This is a genomic window from Ehrlichia ruminantium (assembly GCF_009728835.1).
Taxonomy (GTDB): Bacteria; Pseudomonadota; Alphaproteobacteria; order Rickettsiales; family Anaplasmataceae; genus Ehrlichia; species Ehrlichia ruminantium_B.
The window spans coordinates 1206765-1228253 of the sequence record NZ_CP033455.1; the positions used below are offsets into that span (position 1 = coordinate 1206765).

At 31.7% G+C, this 21489-nt stretch carries 14 protein-coding genes and 2 rRNA genes; 8 read left to right on the plus strand and 8 right to left on the minus strand.

The genetic code is table 11. The features are described 5' to 3' along the window. The first annotated feature begins 90 nt into the window (after positions 1 to 90). On the plus strand, positions 91 to 699 hold the full coding sequence (locus EDL80_RS04135) for a riboflavin synthase (protein WP_158406915.1): 609 nt from the start codon (positions 91 to 93) through the stop codon (positions 697 to 699). Positions 700 to 805: 106 nt separating this feature from the next. Here EDL80_RS04135 and EDL80_RS04140 read toward each other — a convergent pair whose 3' ends face one another. Beyond that, the gene (locus EDL80_RS04140; protein WP_158406916.1) at positions 806 to 2209 is read right to left on the minus strand and encodes an NAD(P)H-dependent flavin oxidoreductase; all 1404 of its coding nucleotides are present in this window, start codon (positions 2207 to 2209) and stop codon (positions 806 to 808) included. Between the two features lie 922 nt (positions 2210 to 3131). Here EDL80_RS04140 and EDL80_RS04145 point away from each other — a divergent pair. Then, a complete protein-coding gene (locus tag EDL80_RS04145) occupies positions 3132 to 4397 on the plus strand; it encodes a M16 family metallopeptidase (RefSeq protein WP_158406917.1) in 1266 nt (421 codons plus the stop codon). A 948-nt stretch (positions 4398 to 5345) separates the two neighbouring features. Here EDL80_RS04145 and EDL80_RS04150 read toward each other — a convergent pair. Then, on the minus strand, positions 5346 to 6083 hold the full coding sequence (locus EDL80_RS04150) for a DsbA family protein (protein WP_158406918.1): 738 nt from the start codon (positions 6081 to 6083) through the stop codon (positions 5346 to 5348). Positions 6084 to 6151: 68 nt separating this feature from the next. Further along, positions 6152 to 6679: a protein-export chaperone SecB gene (gene secB / locus EDL80_RS04155; RefSeq protein WP_158406919.1), complete on the minus strand. Its 528-nt coding sequence runs from the start codon at positions 6677 to 6679 to the stop codon at positions 6152 to 6154. 116 nt (positions 6680 to 6795) lie between these two features. Between secB and EDL80_RS04160 the strand changes: the two genes are divergently transcribed. After that, entirely contained in the window at positions 6796 to 7437 is a 642-nt protein-coding gene (locus EDL80_RS04160) for a Tim44/TimA family putative adaptor protein (protein WP_158406920.1), read from the plus strand. Between the two features lie 663 nt (positions 7438 to 8100). Here the strand turns inward: EDL80_RS04160 and EDL80_RS04165 are convergent. The 3 genes from EDL80_RS04165 to fabD form a co-directional block, all read right to left on the minus strand. Then, positions 8101 to 9318 (minus strand): MFS transporter, encoded by a 1218-nt coding sequence (locus EDL80_RS04165; protein ID WP_230957195.1) that lies wholly within the window; start codon positions 9316 to 9318, stop codon positions 8101 to 8103. Positions 9319 to 9374: 56 nt separating this feature from the next. Continuing rightward, complete coding sequence (gene tmk, locus EDL80_RS04170) at positions 9375 to 9983, minus strand: dTMP kinase (RefSeq protein WP_158406922.1); 609 nt, start codon at positions 9981 to 9983, stop codon at positions 9375 to 9377. Positions 9984 to 10229: 246 nt separating this feature from the next. Continuing rightward, a complete protein-coding gene (gene fabD / locus EDL80_RS04175) occupies positions 10230 to 11192 on the minus strand; it encodes an ACP S-malonyltransferase (RefSeq protein WP_158407101.1) in 963 nt (320 codons plus the stop codon). Positions 11193 to 11355: 163 nt separating this feature from the next. Here fabD and rpmE point away from each other — a divergent pair, with 163 nt between their 5' ends. The 3 genes from rpmE to guaB all read left to right on the plus strand — a co-directional run bounded on the left by rpmE (position 11356) and on the right by guaB (position 14041). Further along, entirely contained in the window at positions 11356 to 11583 is a 228-nt protein-coding gene (gene rpmE / locus EDL80_RS04180) for a 50S ribosomal protein L31 (protein ID WP_158406923.1), read from the plus strand. 19 nt (positions 11584 to 11602) lie between these two features. After that, entirely contained in the window at positions 11603 to 12394 is a 792-nt protein-coding gene (locus EDL80_RS04185) for an NAD kinase (protein ID WP_158406924.1), read from the plus strand. A gap of 189 nt (positions 12395 to 12583) precedes the next feature. Beyond that, positions 12584 to 14041: an IMP dehydrogenase gene (gene guaB / locus EDL80_RS04190; RefSeq protein ID WP_158406925.1), complete on the plus strand. Its 1458-nt coding sequence runs from the start codon at positions 12584 to 12586 to the stop codon at positions 14039 to 14041. Between the two features lie 1761 nt (positions 14042 to 15802). Here guaB and rrf read toward each other — a convergent pair. Next, positions 15803 to 15917: ribosomal RNA gene (rrf, locus tag EDL80_RS04195) — 5S ribosomal RNA — on the minus strand. A 69-nt stretch (positions 15918 to 15986) separates the two neighbouring features. Beyond that, positions 15987 to 18775, minus strand: a 23S ribosomal RNA gene (locus EDL80_RS04200). A 285-nt stretch (positions 18776 to 19060) separates the two neighbouring features. On the opposite strand from EDL80_RS04200, the gene EDL80_RS04205 reads away from it, so the two are divergent. Then, on the plus strand, positions 19061 to 19912 hold the full coding sequence (locus EDL80_RS04205) for an alpha/beta fold hydrolase (RefSeq protein ID WP_230957602.1): 852 nt from the start codon (positions 19061 to 19063) through the stop codon (positions 19910 to 19912). A gap of 213 nt (positions 19913 to 20125) precedes the next feature. Beyond that, positions 20126 to 21109 (plus strand): pyruvate dehydrogenase (acetyl-transferring) E1 component subunit alpha, encoded by a 984-nt coding sequence (gene pdhA / locus EDL80_RS04210; RefSeq protein ID WP_158406927.1) that lies wholly within the window; start codon positions 20126 to 20128, stop codon positions 21107 to 21109. The last annotated feature ends 380 nt before the right edge of the window (positions 21110 to 21489 follow it).

The following is a 21489-nucleotide window of genomic DNA, read 5'->3' on the forward strand; positions in this document are numbered from 1 at the left end:
AAAATTATTAATATAAATTTAAACATTAGAAAAAATTTGACATTTCTACCCAATCAAATAGACTAACTGTTCAACAAATTATATACAGGAATGTTTAAAGGTATTATAGAGGATATAGGTACCATTATTGGTATAGATCATAGTAAAGAACGTGATACAAAAGTTTTCATTAAACCACATAACACAAGTTTCCTAAGTAAAATACAACTAGGAAGTTCAGTAGCATGTTCTGGCATATGCTTAAGCGTAGTACAATTACACAATGAATACTTTTCAGCTGATATTTCACAAGCCACACTATCTGTAACTAATACTACATATTGGGAAAAAGGCACAAAAATTAATTTAGAACTACCCTTAAAAATGAATGACCGTTTAGATGGACACTTTGTACAAGGGCATGTAGATAGCACAGGAGTTATAACAACAATTACTCACATCAATAGTTCTCATAACATAATATTTCAGATACAAGAACCACTATTAAAATATATTATCATAAAAGGCTCAATAAGTATAAATGGAGTATCATTGACTGTAAACACTATCGTTGATAATACATTTTCTGTAAATATCATACCATATACTTGGAACAACACTATTTTCCAATACAGTAAAGTAAATGATATAGTTAACATAGAAGTAGATATGATTGCAAAACATATAGAAAAATTATATCAATATAATTCAATACTATAATCATGATCTCTTTACTATACATGTATGTAAAACCTAGGACTCATGCTATCCATTATGCTAATTTTACACGTATATAAAAATTACATTATTAATTTTTGTAAAAAAACTAATACCCTGTTAAAATTCTTTCAACAAGCTCTTTAATCGTAGGAATATAACCATCTTTATAGAATTCATCTTCTACAAATTTATAAGCATTGTGCCCAGAAAACATAAGTTCATGCTCATGATCTACTCCAGCAATAATATTTTGCAACGTTTTCTGAATACAAAAACTACGAGCATCTGGCTTAATCCCAGTATTATAATCCCCATAGTCTTTCCAATTACTAAACCTACAATGACTCAAACATCCCATACAATTTATTTGATCTTCTCTTATGCTCCGTGATTTACTTTCAGTAACAAATATTAAAGTATTATCCGGTGTCTTTAAAGTATCTGTATAACCCATAGACATCCATGTTTCTGATAGTTTTTTATCATCTGGATGAACATACACTTTTCTACCTCTACGACCAATAGAAAGTTCAACACTACATCGTTCACTGATTTGCTCTTCAAATACAATTTGACGTGCATTACGTTCTTGCAATTCCTTGATAAACTCATTTTTAACAGCAGAAGAATAAAATCCTGTTGGACTAAATTTATTTAAAAATACATCCCCAGGTTTCAAAGACATTAATTTTTTTTTCCATGCAGCAGATATAGGACTTTCCTGTGTTAACAAAGGTCTTGTTCCAAACTGAAATGCTATAGGACCAATCAAATTATTATCAAACCATGATTCCCAATCTTTTAAATGCCATACACCACCTGCCATAATTAGTACTACATCAGACAATCCTATTTCATTCATATACTCACGAATTGCTGCAACTCGTTCAAAAGGCCCTTGAGGTTCATTAGGCGACTCGCTATTACTAAGACCGTTATGTCCACCAGCTAACCAAGGATCTTCATATACCACACCACCAAGAAGTACCTTAGAAAACTTCTGATAAGACCTTTGCCATAGGATTTTAAATGCTCTAGCAGATGAAACAATAGGATAGTAATACACTTGATATTGGGAAGCTATTTCAGCTAGCTTATACGGCATTCCAGCTCCACAAGTAATACCATGAATTAAACCTCTTGCTTTTTCGAGTACACCATGAAGTATTTTTTGAGCACCTCCCATTTCCCATAATATATTCATGTGTATTCGGCCTAATCCTGTAGATATATCATGTGCTACTTTAGCCTGACTCACCGCTGCATCAATACTATATTTTACTAACTCATCATGACGCTCTAGTCTAGTCTTACCACGATATATCAAAGGTACATATTCTCCGTTATTATCCACCAATTTAGCACATGCCCCAGAAAATGTACCAACAGCAGATGCAGCAGCAAAAGCACCAGCTGTTTTACCATCACTTATACGTATACCTTTACCACCTTCTATTATTGGCCAGACACTTTTACCAGAAATTAACACCTTCTTAATTTTTTTACGCAAACCAAACCCTTAATCAATTAACAGTGATACTACTTATTATTAATAAAATTTAAGTAGTTATTTTTATCATTTTTTTTTCAAACTAACAAGATCATAATCAATATAGTAAATCTTAAATTTAAGTTTATCTCACATAATTACTCAATGAATGGAACATGTATACATACAAATACCAGAAACAAATTTCTTACAAATATTGCATAGATTTTTTACAACTACTTTATAAATATACTCAGTAATCATGATTATCATTAGATAACTATTAACTAATACAATTACGTACAATGAGTTGCAGATCAATAAAAATTAAAAACAGAATAAATTATACAGCTCCCTATTTTACAGTAAAACTACTATTTAACACTAAGCAATATAGATAATAATACTATGATACTTAAATACTATACTATAAAAATTTTACAACTCACTGTGCAACTAAATGCTCTCATACTTATTAATAATGGTATACAAATTAATTCAAGAAAAACACAAATCTCTTAATATAATAAAAAAAATGTAAAGTATGAGAATTTATATAATTTGTATACTAATCTTACTATAGCTTTTATAGTTAATTTACATCAAACATTACTATATATGCTTATAACAAAAACCTATAAAATTGCTTATAAACATATGCAATGTAGTCGCAATTAAAGTTATTTAATACTATGCAGAAAAACCCATAGCTCAACTACTACCTATCACACGTCATAGTGAGAGAATACACATTTTTCTTCGCTCATTCCTTCTTGAGGAAATTGTGAATTCAGTATTATATCTGCGAGTACTTCTATAGCTATTTTGATATTTTTTTAAGAATTCCTACCAATATAACACCATTTAAACATAATATTTAATTATTTGTTGCAGTAATGTCATTCAAAATATAAACTTAACACATTAATTCCTCAGCAAAACTATGTTGCCAAATATTACACAATTAAATAACAGTTTTACCATAATCACTGATACTATGCCTTACGTGGAATCTGTCTCTATAAACATTTGGGTTAATGTTGGGAGTAGATATGAAAATACAAATATAACTGGTATTTCGCACTTCCTAGAACATATGGCTTTTAAAGGCACTAAAACTCGTACAGCACTTGATATAGCACAGACTTTTGACAATATAGGAGGTAATTTTAATGCACATACGGATAGAGAGCACACTGTATATCATGTAAAAATATTGAAAAGAGATATAAAAATAGCTATAGAAGTACTCGCAGATATAATACTGAATTCACAATTTCCTCAAGAAGAAATAGATAGGGAAAAAGGTGTGGTTTTACAGGAGATATACCAAACCAATGATTCCCCTACTAGTATAATTTTTGACAAATACATAGAAGCTGCTTATCCTAACCAAATATTCGGTAAATCTATTTTAGGGACGCCAGAATCAGTAAGCAATCTCTCTAAAGAAGACCTACGTACATATATGCAAGAACATTATCATGCTAGTAACATGCTATTGTCAGTAGCTGGTAATATTACACATAATGAAGTAGTAGATTTAGCTACTCAGTATTTTGCTAAAATGACAAGATCCATACCTAAAAGTATGAATAAGTCTGTTTACGTAAGCGGTGAATATAGAGAAGTAAGAGATTTAGAACAAGTACATATAGTAATAGGATTCCCTAGTGTTTCGTATAAAGATGATCAATTTTATACAATACAGATTCTCGATTCAATACTAGGTAACGGTATGTCATCACGCCTGTTTCAAAAAATTAGAGAACAACTAGGATTAGTTTATAGTATTTCATCTTTTAACTCAAGCTACAGTGATAATGGAATTTTTTCAATATACACAGCAACAGATAAAAATAACTTACCAAAATTACTAAATACCATTGCCACTGAGGTACAAAACATTCATACAAATCTAGAAGAGAATGAAGTAACAAGAGCAAAAGATAAGTTAACATCTGAAATATTAATGTCACGGGAAAGCACAACTGCACGTGCAGAAGCATTAGGATATTATTACTCACATTATAACCGTTACATTACAAAAGAAGAATTACTAGAGAAGATTTCAAACATCACTATTGAAGATATTCTTAACTGCATTAATAAATTACTATGCAGTAATAACAAAATAACACTAGCAGCAATAGGACAAATTGAAACTCTACCTTCTTACAAAGACATAACACAAATGTTTCATATATAAAAAAGTAGCATATAACAATAATACCTGTAATATCCTTGAATTATTACACTCTAACTATACAATAATTATGAGTAATGTTAGTGATATATAAAAACAGTAATTCATATATTTTTCAAAAAAACTTATTATATTCTTTAATAACAAAATATTACACAGCTATATGAATATAATTTATTAATTTTCAAAGTTGTAAATACTCTAATAAATAACAACATAGTCAATTATTTAGGAAAATCCATAAAATATAATCTAGGATATTCATAATTTTAATAGACAATACAACAAACATTGCTGCATAGCATATTATTTAAATTCCATATGAATATAATTAAAGATAAAAAAAGTACATTATTATTTTTTTCGCGATCTATAAAATTAATCATCAAGATAAAGTAGGTCGTTAATCACATATATTTCAGTGTACACATTAAGTTATGTTATAATTGTACAGTGCATTGGTTAGTAATAGAATAAAAGTATAGTATAATAAATTATTAAAGTGTTATACATATTGAAACTTTAATTTTCTGTATAGTATAAAAAATTAAGCATCATAATTTGACAATAGTTTGGTTTGTCCTATAGACATTCCAGGTTGGAACGAAACCCTTATAAATACAGAAAATCCGACACCTGTTCCACAACAAAAGTTTAAGTACTAAACCAGTGTATATGGTGAATACAGTGATAAAAATACACTAAACTAACAATATTATAATAATCCTTAACCTACAAATTTGTATTATCTGATATAATTGTACAATTACTTCAAACACACAAAACAATAAGAAAACAAGGTTAGTAAACCATGCTAAGAAACAGAATTACACTACTAGATTAAGTACAGAAGTATTAAAAAGTCAACCTTCCCCTATTCATTAAGTTAAGTATACATTTAATATGCACATTACAATAACAGTATTATAGAATCATACATACAAGATAGATTTAGTGAACATCATCATGTGGATTACCATTAGATAATGAATAATTAGGATGTAACATAATTAGTTCATTAATTGTCTCAGAAAAACTTTCAACATCATGTGCTTTATCATACTTCTTCCCATTAATAAAAAATACAGGCGTAGCATTTACCTGTAATTTTCTACTTGCAACAAATTTTTCCTGAATAATATAGTTCATAATATCTTCATCATTAACACACTTGTTAAATCTTTCCTCACTAATATTACTAATTTTTGCAATATTAGATAATACCCCTAAATCCCTATAATTAGTGACTAATGCCTCTATAGAACTGAATACAGCTTTATTATATGTAAAGAAACTACTAGCAGTATCATAGCACGTACCCAACATAGCAGCCTTCAGTGATACATAATCTAGAGGAAAATTCCGAAAAATGTATAATAACTTGCCTTCCTTAATATACTTACTTTCTAACACTGGAAATATATTTAACGCAAAATGTGCACAATGCATACACGAGAAAGATGCATACTCTATCATTACTACTGGAGCTTTCGTATTACCTAGGAATCGGTCATTAGGTAACAATGTTAACAATTCTTTAGGAGAAATATCATCACTAATTTTAACTAAAGTATCAGAGTAAAATTTATGCTGGCTTTCTTGAACATTAACACCATCACAAAATGCAGCACCACAATAAAACACTGCAATCAAAATACAAAACAGCTTACCTATTACCAATAACCTCATAAGACAAAAAACCCATATCCATATATAAAATATTTATACAAATCAAGTACACCAGTAATCCTAAAACATTAATTTATGGAAGTATCATTATCATTTTGCCCAGCACCTTGCTTAAGTTGATTTTCATACATAGTTTTAAAATCAACTATATCAAGCATAAGAGGTGGGAAACCACTTGAAGAAGTAGCTCTAGCAATGAGCTCTCTAACAAATGGGAATAAAATACTTGGAGCAGTGACCAATAACATATCTTTTATTTCTTGTTGACTTAAATCAACTTCACTATTTTCAGTATTACTTTTTATAGCAAACACACCACAATATTTAATTTCACAAATAAATGCTACAGTATTTTGAACACGAGCTTCTGCATTAACTTGTAATGTAACCTCATATAGAGAAGAAGATAGACTATTGGCATTATCTTTATCTTTTTGATCATCTACTTTAATTGGAAGACTAATAGAACTAACATTAACAGAAATATTAATATCAGGTGCAGCCTTATTCATCATAACAAAAATCTGTGGAGAATTTGGATTTTCAAAAGAAAGGTCCTTAATATACTGCGCCTTAACGTCTAATTTATATGACATACTACATGAGCTCCAAAGTAAAAATAATGTAATTAATTATTGATTAACGTACACTAAGCTATAATATTAGTTAAGTATACGTAGTATGCACTTTTGTCAATAAAAATTAGGATTATATGGTTGAATTAGCAATATATGCATTTGTAGCAGCATTCATTTTTTTTCGTCTATATAACTCTCTTGGAAGAACTTCAGGATTACAACCAAATAATCACGTCCAACCTGTAAGTATTTTAATACAAGAAGATCATAGTCACGATTACACCGACATCGATATAGAATCAATTATGGAATCCTGCAGCGATAATGATAAATCCATCATTAATACCATAAAAAGGAAAGACCGGGAATTTTCCCTAAAATATTTTATGGATGGATCAATGAAAGCATTTGATATTATCATTAAAGCTTTAAATGAAGAAAATACACAAGTTTTATCATCACTACTTGATAAAAACGTGTATAACTCATTCTTAGAAGAGATAGAATACCGAAAACAAGTCGGCCATATACATGAGGATGTAATCGTATCCGTAGTATATCATAAAATAATTAAGCTAGACATATCAGGAAATATTGTATACATTACACTAAAGTTTATCAGTGAACAAATAAACTTTGTAAAAGACCAAGAAGGTAATATTTTACAAGGCAGTACATCAAAAATCAATAAGATCGAAGACATATGGACATTTAGAAAAGATATATCACTTCTTACAAGTAAAAAGTGGTATCTAAGTTCCATTGAATCTGTATAGAATTTGGATCAGAATGCATAATCAAGTCTTCTTTCTGATAGGCAAACTTACATATAGTCTTTTACAAAATATCATTTTTATATTAAGTAAATATAAAATTTATGAATAATATCAAGATTGGTTGTAATATTTAAGAATAATACATAAAACAATGCTATCTAAGCACAATAGACAACCTATCAAAGTTATTAAATAATCATCAGAAATCTAATCAACCATAATCACATATAGCAATAAGTCACTGTACTATTAATTCTCACGTATCCTGCACAATCAAGATTATTTATCCTAAACATAGATGAAATAATATTTAGAACACCATTACTACTAAGTAAATTAATTAATGCACAATCATATAGAATATTTGCATGCTATACATAGCAATTTTTAAAAAGTCATTTTGAAAAGAACAATTATACATTTTTTTACAATTGTAATACTATTTTGACGATAACAAATAGCCAAAACATATAACAAAGTGAATTATAACATTTACATCTAGTAAAGAAGAAAAATTATTTTAATCATATAGATGACATTACAAAATAAATAGATCAGTTACGTAGAAATATAATTTATAGCATTATATTATATAACGAATATGTTATGCCCAAACACAACATATATATCTACTCAAAGTAGATATATATGTTTAAAATGTTCCTATGTCACACGCTTTCTATCCTGATATTTTAAATATGAAAACCCTAATAATCCTATCAACAGTCCAAAAGGTATGCATAACATAGAATTTAACATTAAAGTCTTATCGTATACTGGTACTGAATCAACAATTTTTCCATCCCATGATAAATCCAACACATAAGATATAGCAGTATGAAAGAAATAACCAAATCCCATGACTATCATATTGTTCACAGCACTAGTTAGCGCCACTATACTACTGTCAACACAACGTAATATCTGATCAGTCGCTATAATCTGATATGCAGAAAAGAACCCCAAAACAAAAAATGATATCAACACCAGTACCACACTAGAACTAGCAATAAACATCAAACCAAAAGCACCAAGCATAGCTACAGCAGATAATATGAGAAGATTATAACTATTAAATGACTTCTCTAACATATATGGCAATCCAAATGCACCAAAACACACACCAAAAAATATCATAGATGGCAATAAAGCTGCTGATTCTTGACTTACATTACTTACTGTCCTTAAGAAAGATGAAGCCCAACCATCAGCAAAACCTTCTAAAGGTCCTATCATAAACCCAGCAAGTAAACTTATGATTATAATATATTTATTCAATAATACTAACTTAAGTTTCTTACAAACATTACCTGACTCACTGGAAGAACCATTATACGGCAAAATAAATACATATAATAACAGTGCTAATAGAAGCCCTATACCAATAAATCCAATAAATAAATGTTCCCAGCCAAACTTATCTAACAAAGACAATACTGGAAGTCCACCATACATAGCACCCAATAGTCCTATGATAATAGAGAAACCTACCATTTTTGCAAATTTCTCATTATAGTACATACTAGCAATCTTAAAAATTCCTAAAGCAGCTCCAGCAGATCCTATTCCACTAATTATCCTACCAATTTGTACAAATAACCATACATCTGATATTACTAAAGGAACTAATCCAACAACCGTTAAAACAGCACATACTGATAGTATTACCTTAGGTCCATATTTATCCAGAAAGAACCCTATAGGAATATGGGCCATAGTATATCCAATGTAATATAAACCTAAAAATTGGCCAAATGCTACATTATTAATATTAAACTTTACTATACATATAGAAGAAATGGCATTAGGCATAACCCTTAATACATACTGATATGCATAGAATATTGAAACTAAAGACCATATAAAAAATTTCCTATTCAAAATAACCTCCTACTCATAAATTACTTAAAAAATAAATTTTAGATGCTATATTTATTTTATGTTGCTTGCAATATTTTTATCGTCTTCAAATATATAGCACTTATTTCATTAATATTCTTCGTTGCATCTACATTAGTAATTAGATAACAACGGTGTTGATTTTTTTTTACAATATCATGAAATCCTTCTCTCACTCGAGAATAAAATTCCAAATCAACAAATTCATATCCATTACGATTAGCCCTAGAAATAGATTGATTAATATCAGAATCAAGAACAAACGTAATATTTGGGTAAATATCAACCACTAAGTCATTTAACCCTTCAATTAACTTACAATCAATTCCATGACCATAACCCTGATATGCAATCGTAGAATCAACAAATCTATCACAAATTACTATTTTCTTCTCAATCAACGCAGGTTTAATCACTTTCATAAAATGTTCCCTACGCATAGCAATAAAAAACAATAATTCTGATAACTTATCCACATTCTTAGTACTAAATAACAAATTACGTACCGACTCAGTAAAAAAAGTCCCACCAGGTTCTCTAGTCAATAAAACATTATCAACACCATATACTCCTGATAAGTAGTCAGTTAGTAGCCTTGATTGAGTGGTTTTACCTGAACCATCTATTCCTTCAAAAGTAATAAACATAATAAACTCCTATATAAACTCAGCAAAAACACACTATTCATATTTAACAACATGAAAGAAATAACACTGCTGCACCAATAACAACACCCCAGAAAGCTTTAGTACTAATACTTACTAAAACTAAAGAGCATAATCATATGACACATGCATTGCAATATTGCAAAAGCACATGAAAAACATAGGATGTAATCGGAAAAACTACAAAGATATCAACAGAAAGAAACCCTGTTAACTATAAAATCAGGCTTATGCCTTAACACATTCTGCTGTAAGATGTCGCATTAATAGATCTATAGAATCAGCAGTATTAACACTAACTGTTGAGACACTTGTATGAATTCTCTTCATTAAACCTGATAATACAGTACCAGGCCCAATCTCAACAAAGCTTGTACATCCTTGTCTTACCATATACAAGATACTCTCACGCCATCGTACTTTACTAACTACTTGCTTTGCTATCAGATCTTTTATCATAATACAATCAGTATATTCTCTTGCAGAAACATTAGATACAATGTCCACTAGTGGCATCCTAATTTCAATGCTTTCAAGAAACTGCTGTAATTTTTCATATGCAGAACTCATTAATGATGAGTGAAACGGTCCACTAACTTGTAGTTTGATAGCCTTCTTTATATTAGTACCCTTAATCAAATCCGGCAACCGTTGAAGTACTTCACTAACACCACTAACAACAACTTGTCCTTCACAATTATCATTTGCTATTTCACAAACTCCATATTCTTGTGCAACTTTTACAACTTTTTCTACATCTTCTAGAGTACCACCTATTAAAGCACACATCCCTCCATATCCAAGAGGTACTGCATCATACATAGCCTGACTTCTTACAAGTAAAAGCTGTGTAACTTCAGATAATGTTAACGCTCCAGATGCACATAGTGCTACACATTCTCCTAGCGAATGCCCAGCCATATATTTTACCTGATTAAATAAATGTACTGGAGTTCCCAGCACATACTCTACTGCACGCAACGTAGCAATAGAAGCCACCATAAGTGCTAATTGAGCATTATCAGTTGAAGTCAATTCTTCAATTGAACCTTCAAACATGATCTTAGATAATTTTTTATTAAGGATATCATCCACCTCATGGAAAACATATCGTGCAACAGCAAAATTATCGTATATGTTTTTTCCCATAGACACAAATTGAGACCCTTGTCCAGGAAACATCAAAATCATCCATTTAAGCACTTTGGTTACTAATCTTTTTATAGTACTCTGTTATTATCAATTAGTCAAAATGAATTTATATAACATAAACAATATCATTGACAGCTGCATATATAAATGCTAAAGGTAATAGTTTTCAAATGTGTTTATAGAATTTTAAAAGGTTCAAGTAATGAGGAAAGGAATACATCCAGAAACTTACGATATTCTCACTGTATTTACTAATGGAGAAGAAAGAGTCATGAAATCTACTCTTGGAAAGAAAGATGAGATGATAAAAATTCATTTAGAAAGTGATTGTTTTAATCATCCAGCATGGAATCCAAGCTTAAGAGCAACCAGTAAAAAAAATAGCAAAGCCGCAAAGTTCCTAAGTAAGTTCGGTGACCTAGATTTATAAGTCCATTTATTATAGAAGTATGAGCAAATATCAAAACATTGGATACATTTTCACTGATGCTTTTGATACAAGTGTAGCTCTTATGATGGAGAAGCACTATAACTTAATAAATGTTAAAGAAAATAACAGCATTCCTATTGATTTGCTTGTGGTAATAGGAGGAGATGGCTTATTACTTCACAGTTTGCACAGCTATGTGATCAGCAAACGTAGTAATATTCCGGTATATGGGATAAATTACGGCACTGTTGGTTTTTTATTGAACCATTATTCAGAACATAATCTCATAGATCGGATCAACAAAGCAATACCAACACAGTTAGCAACATTAAATATGGTAGCAACTGATATACATCAATATCAACATGAAAGTACAGCCATAAATGAAGTATCTCTATTCCGCAGCACACATCAGGCCACAAATTTACAAATAAAAATTAATGATAAGTTAGTCATGGAAAAACTAGTATCCGATGGTATTCTAGTTTCTACACCAGCCGGCAGTACAGCTTATAACTTTTCTGCAGGTGGCTCAATATTACCTTTAAATTCCAATGTTATTTCTTTAACTGCAATTAACTCATTTCGACCTAGGCGTTGGCGCGGAGCTATACTTACAGATTCCATTACAATTGAAATAGATGTAATTAATCCAACAGTACGATCTGTATCAGCAGTCGCAGATTATACGAACTTTCATAATATTCAAAATATCAAAATAAAAAAAGATAGTAATGTAACTATTACACTATTATTTGATGAAGGACATAACCTAGAGGAAAGAATTATTAATGAGCAGTTTTCCTACTAGTAAATAATATAGTCCTTACAATATAAAAATAAACAATAATATTTTCAATACTAGACAGTTACCTAATAAAGATATAAATTAAAAAGAATTACTAATAAATTAATCAATTTAGAAATATTATATCCAGTAATGTTATTGCATGAGCAATAAAAAATTAATATACTCTATAAAACCTTTTATAGGAAAAAAGTGGAACTTTCTTACGCTTTTGATGACATACTAATTGTACCCGCAGCATCAGATGTATTACCCATAGATACAAACGTCACAACATACATTACAGATGAAATAGAGCTTAAAATTCCCATTATTTCCGCAGCAATGGATACAGTAACAGAAGCAAATTTAGCAATAGCATTAGCACAACATGGTGGTATTGGATGTATACACAAAAATTTTCCTACAGATCAGCAATTACTTGAAGTAAGAAAAGTAAAGAAACACGAAAGTTGGATAGTATATAACCCAATTGCAGTATCTCCTGATGATAGTCTAGCAGTAGCGTTATCAATAATGAAGAAATATAATTATTCTGGAATACCAGTAGTCACAAAAACAGATAATGGTAAACGCCTGGTAGGAATCTTAACAAACCGTGATGTAAGATTTGTTGAAAATAAAGACTGCAAGGTGTCAGATATAATGACTAAAGACCATCTTATAACAGTGCCAGAAGGTATAGAACGATATGAAGCAATAAAGCTATTACAGAAATACAGAAAAGAAAGACTAATTGTCGTAGACCATAATTATTGCTGTGTTGGCCTAATTACAGTTAAGGACATAGAAAAATTTAACAAGTTTCCAAACTCATGCAAGGACAATGGCGCAAGACTAAGAGTAGCAGCAGCAGTAGGCACAGGAGAGAAGGATGGAATTGAAAGAGCTGAAGCACTACTTGCTGAAGATGCAGATATAATAATAGTCGACACAGCACATGGACATTCCGAGCGAGTTTTAACAACCGTAAAAGAAATAAAAACACTCTTTCCACATGCCCAAGTGGTAGGAGGTAATGTAGCCACAGGAGAAGGAGCATTAGCATTAATTGAAGCAGGAGTCGATGCAATAAAAGTAGGTATAGGACCAGGATCAATTTGTACAACACGTATTGTCACTGGTGTTGGTGTACCACAATTTTCTGCAATAAGAAACGTAGTCAATGCTTGTAAAAATAAAAAAATCAGAATTATAGCAGACGGCGGTATTAAATACTCTGGCGATATAGCAAAATCTATAGCAGCAGGAGCAGATGTTGTAATGATAGGTTCAATTTTTGCTGGAACAGATGAAAGTCCAGGAGAAATTATAATATATAACGGACGTGCATATAAGTCCTATAGAGGAATGGGATCACTTGGAGCAATGAAACGTGGCTCAGCAAGTCGATATTTTCAAGATAACAACCACAAATTTATTCCAGAAGGAATAGAAGGAAGAGTACCTTTAAAAGGTCCAATTTCTGGAGTAATACATCAATTAATCGGTGGGCTAAGATCTGCAATGGGATATACAGGTAATCGCAATATTTGCGAAATGAAGAAAAACTGCAAATTTACCAGTATAACATCAGCTGGATTACGTGAAAGTCATGTTCATGATGTAATTATTACTCAAGAAGTATCAAACTATGATCCCATTGCATAGGAATGTATAATTTTTAACAACAAATACTATACAAGATTAATAAGTATGCCATTTCAGGATTTTAACAATATACTTGATAAGCAAATTAGACTTAATCTACTACCTACAATTTTCATATCAAATTAAACAAAGTACCAGGCACGAGCTTTCATTTTATATAATTCAACAAGATAATACTTACTTATCATAAATATTGATTACCAATCTAAATTGCAAACCATAAGTAACATACCATAAACTCTCTATCATCTTAATCTTATATATAACAAACCACATAAGAATGCAAAAACACAACTTTTAACTAATATGATATAACTAGCAATTAAAAAAGAATTATTCTTGTGATAAACAAGCCAATAATAATAAAGAACTCATAGTTATCCTACATAAAGACCAGTTACTAATATAACTTTCCTATTCAAAAAAATATAAACATGATTTTCAAGTATTCAATCACATATGCAAAAATCTACTATAATAAGAAAATTACATAAAATTTCAACACTACCTTAATAGTACATGACTAAGCAGTAGCTTAAATTATGTACTTATTATCAATAATATACGACCATTAATACATACTATAACACATTGAATCATGCTTTTTTATTACTTACTAGATACTTTATCACCAATAAAATAGTACAACAATCTAACAATTATAATTATGTCTCAGAATAATTCCCTTACAAATAGGTTACTTATACCCAAAATTTTTATTCACTATATATATAAACTTCACTTTTATAAACAACTATTTTTGAGCATCTTATAAGTATTCAAGATATAATAACTATTAATTTTAAATACTTTTATACAGTTATATAATTAACTAACAAGCAGCTTTGAGTTAAAATTCAGGTAAACTTATTACAAGATAAACCTTTATATCTAGCAAATCAAGTATACTACCGTTTCTTACAATCTATAATATTTATAACTTACAACAGTAGATAAATTAATAGATAAAAAAACGTTCAACAATTTACTTAGAATACTTATAATACTGCACACAAAAAAATTCAGTGCTAATTAAATAAAAAACCAATAGAACTACACAAAAGTAAACGGTAGCTTCATTATTTAAAGTACTACAATACCCACAAAAAACCTTATACTTCGTATCAGGAAAATCAACTCATCTAAATATAAGTAACTATCATAAATATTAAAAAAATTACCATAGTATAAGAAATTGATATAATTTACTTTAAAACCTGTATCATAAAAAAATAAACTTTTATCCTATACATCCTTTAAATGATCATTTAAAATGTTAAAAATTCACCAATAGCATAAACCTATAAGCATATAATTTGTCACCATATTTTAGCTAAATTTGAATATAGTATTTAGATAAAAATTCAATAGCTTCTGTAACATAAAATACATAACATTAAACCATTTGTTAGACTCACATATTATTAAAAAACCATGCATAATTTTTTAATAAGTATTATTATTTACAATGAACTAACCATAAATTACGTAAAATAGTCATAGTCACTACATACAAACCCACAACAACCAACAATAATACTAAACCCCTGCTTAATTAAATTATTATTTTTAAAATAAAAGGTTACTTAGTAATTAAAAACACTACATAAGTGATATACTACAAAAAAACAGAGTATTATTAATTATTATCATAAAACCTGAAAATCATAAGCTAAAGCAAAGCCAAGAAATACCATAAAGGAAAAGAAATAAGAAAGTCTATAATACAAGAAGAATCATACAAAACTTATAGCTTAATAAGGGTGGCAGCGACCTACTCTCCCATGCCTTAAGACAAAGTACCATAAGCGCTAGAAGGCTTAACTTCCAGGTTCGAAATGTAGCTGGGTGTACCACTTCTGCTATTACCACCAACCCAATTAAACTATAAGACAAAATAAGCAAAAAGACAAGCTGCAGTTTTAATACTACATATAATTACAAATTAAGTAAATCAATCGGGCTATTAGTACTGGTTAGCTACATATGTTACCATACTTACACACCCAGCCTATCAACGTGATAGTCTCTCACGGCCCTAATGGGGAAATCTAATCTCAAGGAAGGTTTCTTACTTAGATGCTTTCAGTAATTATCCTATCCATACTTAGCTACCCAGCGATGCTGTTGGCACAACAACTGGTACACCAGAGGTATGTCCAACTCGGTCCTCTCGTACTAGAGTCAGATCCTCTCAAATTTCCAAACGCCCACGGAAGATAGAAACCGAACTGTCTCACGACGTTCTAAACCCAACTCACGTATCACTTTAATCGGCGAACAGCCGAACCCTTGGGACCTACTTCAGCCCCAGGATGTGATGAGTCGACATCGAGGTGCCAAACGGTGTCGTCGATATGAACTCTTAGACACCATAAGCCTGTTATCCCCGGCGTACCTTTTATCCGTTGAGCGATGACCCTTCCACTCGGAATCACCGGATCACTATGACCGACTTTCGTCTCTGCTCGGTCTGTCGACCTTGCAGTCAGGCAAGCTTATGCCATTGTACTATAAAAGCTGATTTCTGACCAGCTCTAGCTTACCATCGCACGCCTCCGTTACTCTTTAGGAGGCGACCGCCCCAGTCAAACTACCCACCATACAATGTCCTAACCCCAGCTCATGGGGCATAGTTAGATATCAAACATGTGAAGAGTGGTATCTCAAGGACAACTCCACTAAAGCTGGCGCCCTAGCTTCAAAGTTTCCCACTTATCCTGCACATCACATTTCTAATATCAATGTAAAGCTATAGTAAAGGTGCACGGGGTCTCTTCGTCTACCCGCGGGTACCCCGCATCAGCACGGGGAATTCAATTTCGCTGAGTCGATGTTGGAGACAGTGGGGAAATCGTTACGCCATTCGTGCGGGTCGGAACTTACCCGACAAGGAATTTCGCTACCTTAGGACCGTCAGTTTTACGGCCGCCGTTTACTGGGGCTTCGAATCGGAGCTTGCACCCCTCATGTTAACCTTCCAGCACCGGGCAGGCGTCAGACCCTATACTTCCACTTACGTGTTTGCAGAGTCCTGTGTTTTTAGTAAACAGTCGCTACCCCCTATTTTGTGCCACCTACACATGGTTGCCCACGCACAGGCCACCCTTCTCCCTAAGTTACAGGTGTAATTTGCCGAGTTCCTTCAACATCGTTTTCTCAATCGCCTTAGTATACTCTACCCACCTACCAGTGTCGGTTTACGGTACGGACTTATAAATTTAAGCGCTATTTCCTGGGATCTTTTTAAAGCATAAGCCAATCCAATAAGGCTTACACTAACACAAAATCCGTCACGCTTAAAAGGTTCAGGAATATTAACCTGATTTCCATCGACTACTCCTTTACGGCCTCGCCTTAGGATCCGACTAACCCTGCGCAGATTGACTTAACACAGGAAACCTTAGGTTTTCGGCGAGAGTGGCTTTCACACTCTTTCACGCTACTCATGTCAGCATTCTCACTTTTGATACCTCCAGCAATCCTCACGGATCACCTTCACAGGCTTACAAAACGCTCCGCTACCAGACCTAATTTACATTAGGAATTCGCGTCTTCGGTATATGGCTTGAGCCCCGTTACATCTTCGGCGCAAGAAGACTTGTTTAGACAAGTGAGCTGTTACGCTTTCTTTAAAGGATGGCTGCTTCTAAGCCAACCTACTAGCTGTATTGGTCTTCTCACTTCCTTCCACACTTAGCCACAATTTCGGGACCTTAGACGGCGATCTGGGCTGTTTCCCTTTCCACCACGGACTTAGCACCCATAGTGTGTCTGCTGTATAACTACTTATTGGTATTCGGAGTTTGATTGGATTTGGTAAGAGGATGAGTCTCCCTAGTCCATTCAGTGCTCTACCCCCAAAAGTATATAGTACAACGCTCTACCTCAATAGATTTCGCGGAGAACCAGCTATTTCCAAGTTTGATTGGCCTTTCACCCCTAACCACAACTCATCCAATACTATTGCAACAGTAACAGGTTCGGTCCTCCAATGTACTTTACTACATCTTCAACCTGGCCATGGTTAGATCACTTGGTTTCGGGTCTAATCCATTAAACTAAACGCCCTATTCAGACTCGCTTTCGCTGTGCCTACACCTAGCGGCTTAAGCTTGCTTAATAGATTAACTCGCTGACCCATTATGCAAAAGGTACGCTGTCACCCTAATACATATTTTAAGATTGCTCTCAAAATAAACATAAGGCTCCAACTGTTTGTAAGCATTTGATTTCAGGGTCTATTTCACTCCCCTCCCGGGGTTCTTTTCACCTTTCCCTCACGGTACTTGTTCACTATCGGTCGTTAAGGAGTACTTAGGCTTGGAGGATGGTCCCCCCATCTTCAAACAGGATTTCACGTGTCCCGCCCTACTCAAGGATCTATAACACTTTTACTTATACTGGGCTATCACCACCTATGGCTACTCTTTCCAAAGTATTCTAATTTTTAGTTATAGACCACTGGCCTGGTCCGCATTCGCTCGTCACTACTAACGGAGTCTCATTTTGATTTCCTTTCCTCTAGCTACTTAGATATTTCAGTTCACTAGGTTTGCCTTGCATACCTATGGATTCAGTATACAATAATCAATAAATTGATTGGGTTTCCCCATTCAGAAATCTGCGGATCAAAATTCGTCTGACAATTCCCCGCAGCTTATCGCAGCCTACCACGTCTTTCATCGCCTCTTAACGCCAAGGCATCCATCAAATGCTCTTTGTTATTTACTCATTTGCTGTATATGCAGTACTAAAACTGCATTATTAATTTATACTTTTAGCTAAATTGAATTAGATTGATGATTAATTATCACCAACCTTACCATTTTATTAACCTTTTTGCTTACTTGTCAACCAACAGAGTTACGTAAAACAAACATTATGTAACTCATGAGATACAAGTTTTAACCATATATGTACCCTATGTCAACATTTATTTTTATTTTTTTTAATATCTATTTGTTAAAACCAATTACCATTATATATAAGTAATATAATTTACAGACCTGATATAACATGAACATGCTATTTCATACATTAGATATAAATCAGTTTCAAGAAAAATTCACTATGAATTATTCTTATTTTAATAGTAGCAGTACAAAATACTTAATATGCGTTCATGGAATAACAAGAAACTGTAGGGACTTTGACTACTTAGCAACTGCCTTATCTACCTACTATAAAGTAATATGTCCAGATATAGTAGGAAGAGGAAAGAGCTCATGGCTAAACAACTACAAACTATATAACTATTCTACCTACTGTAAAAGTATAGTATATTTACTAAAACATTTAAAAATTGATCAAGTTGATTTTATAGGAACCTCTATGGGAGGTATAATAGGAATGTATTTATCAGCATATTTCCCAAATTTAATCGATAAACTGGTCATTAATGATATTGGACCATTCATAAATATAAATTCTTTAAAAAAAATCGATCAAAATATTAATATTAATCCAACATTTAATACTATAAACGACGCAGAATTATATATAAAAAAATTATTATATAATTTTGGAATAACTCAAGAACAACATTGGCAGCATCTAGTTAAACACAGTATAATACAAAATTCTGATAATACATATATACTAGCAGCAGATCCAAAAATAGGTACTGCATTTAGTGAAGAAATCAGCAGTATGGAAAATATGGATATATGGGATGTATGGGAAAAGATACACAGCAAAATATTAGTAATACGCGGAACAATATCAAATATATTAACAAGGCCTATACTCAATCAAATGATTGCATCAAAACAAAACATCAATGTCATAGAATATCCAAATATAGGCCATGCACCAGCACTCATGGAAAATTATCAAATACATGATATACAAAACTGGTTATTAACATAATTGCTACTATTAAAAGATATTATAAATATTAATCTAATGCCGTTTTATAGCTAAGTAAGTTAGTATATTATTATTAGTTACATTAGACTGAAAATTTAATTATTGCGATATACTAATAAATAAGTTAGCAATATCTCAATATTGGATTATAAAATTATTTTAAAATAGTGGGTAGTATACCACAAAAACTAAGCATATCAATTTAGGTAATACATGACAACAAGACATTTATACAAATTGACAAATGAACAACTAATAAATTGTTATTATGATATGTTGTTAATACGTAGGTTCGAAGAAAAATCTGGACAATTATATGGAATGGGCCTTATAGGAGGATTTTGTCACTTATATATAGGTCAAGAAGCAGTAGCAGTAGGTATACAACGTTCAACTATAGAAGGAGATTCTATCATTACTAGCTATAGAGATCACGGTTTCATGCTTTCTGCTGGAACCGATCCAAAATATGTAATGGCAGAACTTATGGGTAAAAGTACTGGATGCTCAGGAGGAAAAGGTGGTTCCATGCATATGTTCAACATAGAAAAAAAGTTTTTTGGTGGACATGGCATTGTAGGAGCACAAGTACCTATAGGGACAGGTATTGCATTAGCTAATAAATATAAAAAAAATAATAATGTAGTTTTCACATGTTTTGGAGATGGAGCAGCTAACCAAGGACAAGTATATGAAGCATTCAACATGGCTGCACTATGGAAATTACCAGTAGTATATGTAATTGAAAATAATGAATATGCTATGGGTACACCGGTATCTAGATCATCTTATATTACAGACCTATACAAGAAAGGAGAAAGCTTTGGCATACCAGGATATCAAATAGATGGAATGGACTTATTCGCTGTAATCAAAGCCGCAACTGATGCAGCAACCCACTGTAGAAAACAAAATGGTCCTATACTACTAGAAATGAAGACCTATCGTTACAGAGGACATTCTATGTCAGATCCAGCAAAATATAGATCAAAAGAAGAAGTAGAAAAAGTCAAAGAAGAGAAAGATCCTCTAACAAACCTAAAAAATTATATGATCTCTAATAATATTATATCTGAAGATGACTGTAATAAATATGATAAAGAAATTCGGAATATAGTAAAAGAGTCAGTAGAATTCTCTCAGAACAGCAGTGAACCAGAAATAAATTCGTTATACACTGATATATATAAAGTATAGTTTGAAACATACAAGGTATACTTTAATTATCAAACCATAATCATATAATAAAAATTAAAAATAACTAATAAGAGCCAATAACATGTACACACACTATTTACAAACAAAACTACTTATACATAATCCTTGAACTTTGATAAGGACAGACAATACTAATAATTGCACCTTACTTGTGTAGCCAACATAGTTAAGAAGTAATATTTTTTATGAATATGCTCTCCTTAATAATATAAAGTATCTGTATATATTATTACATTCATAAAGTATACCATTCTGAACACTAATAAGAACAAATAGTATCATCTATTATCCCTTCTATTTCTATGATTAATTACAGCTTCAATCTAAGAAATAACATTTTCATAGACATATTCTCTTCA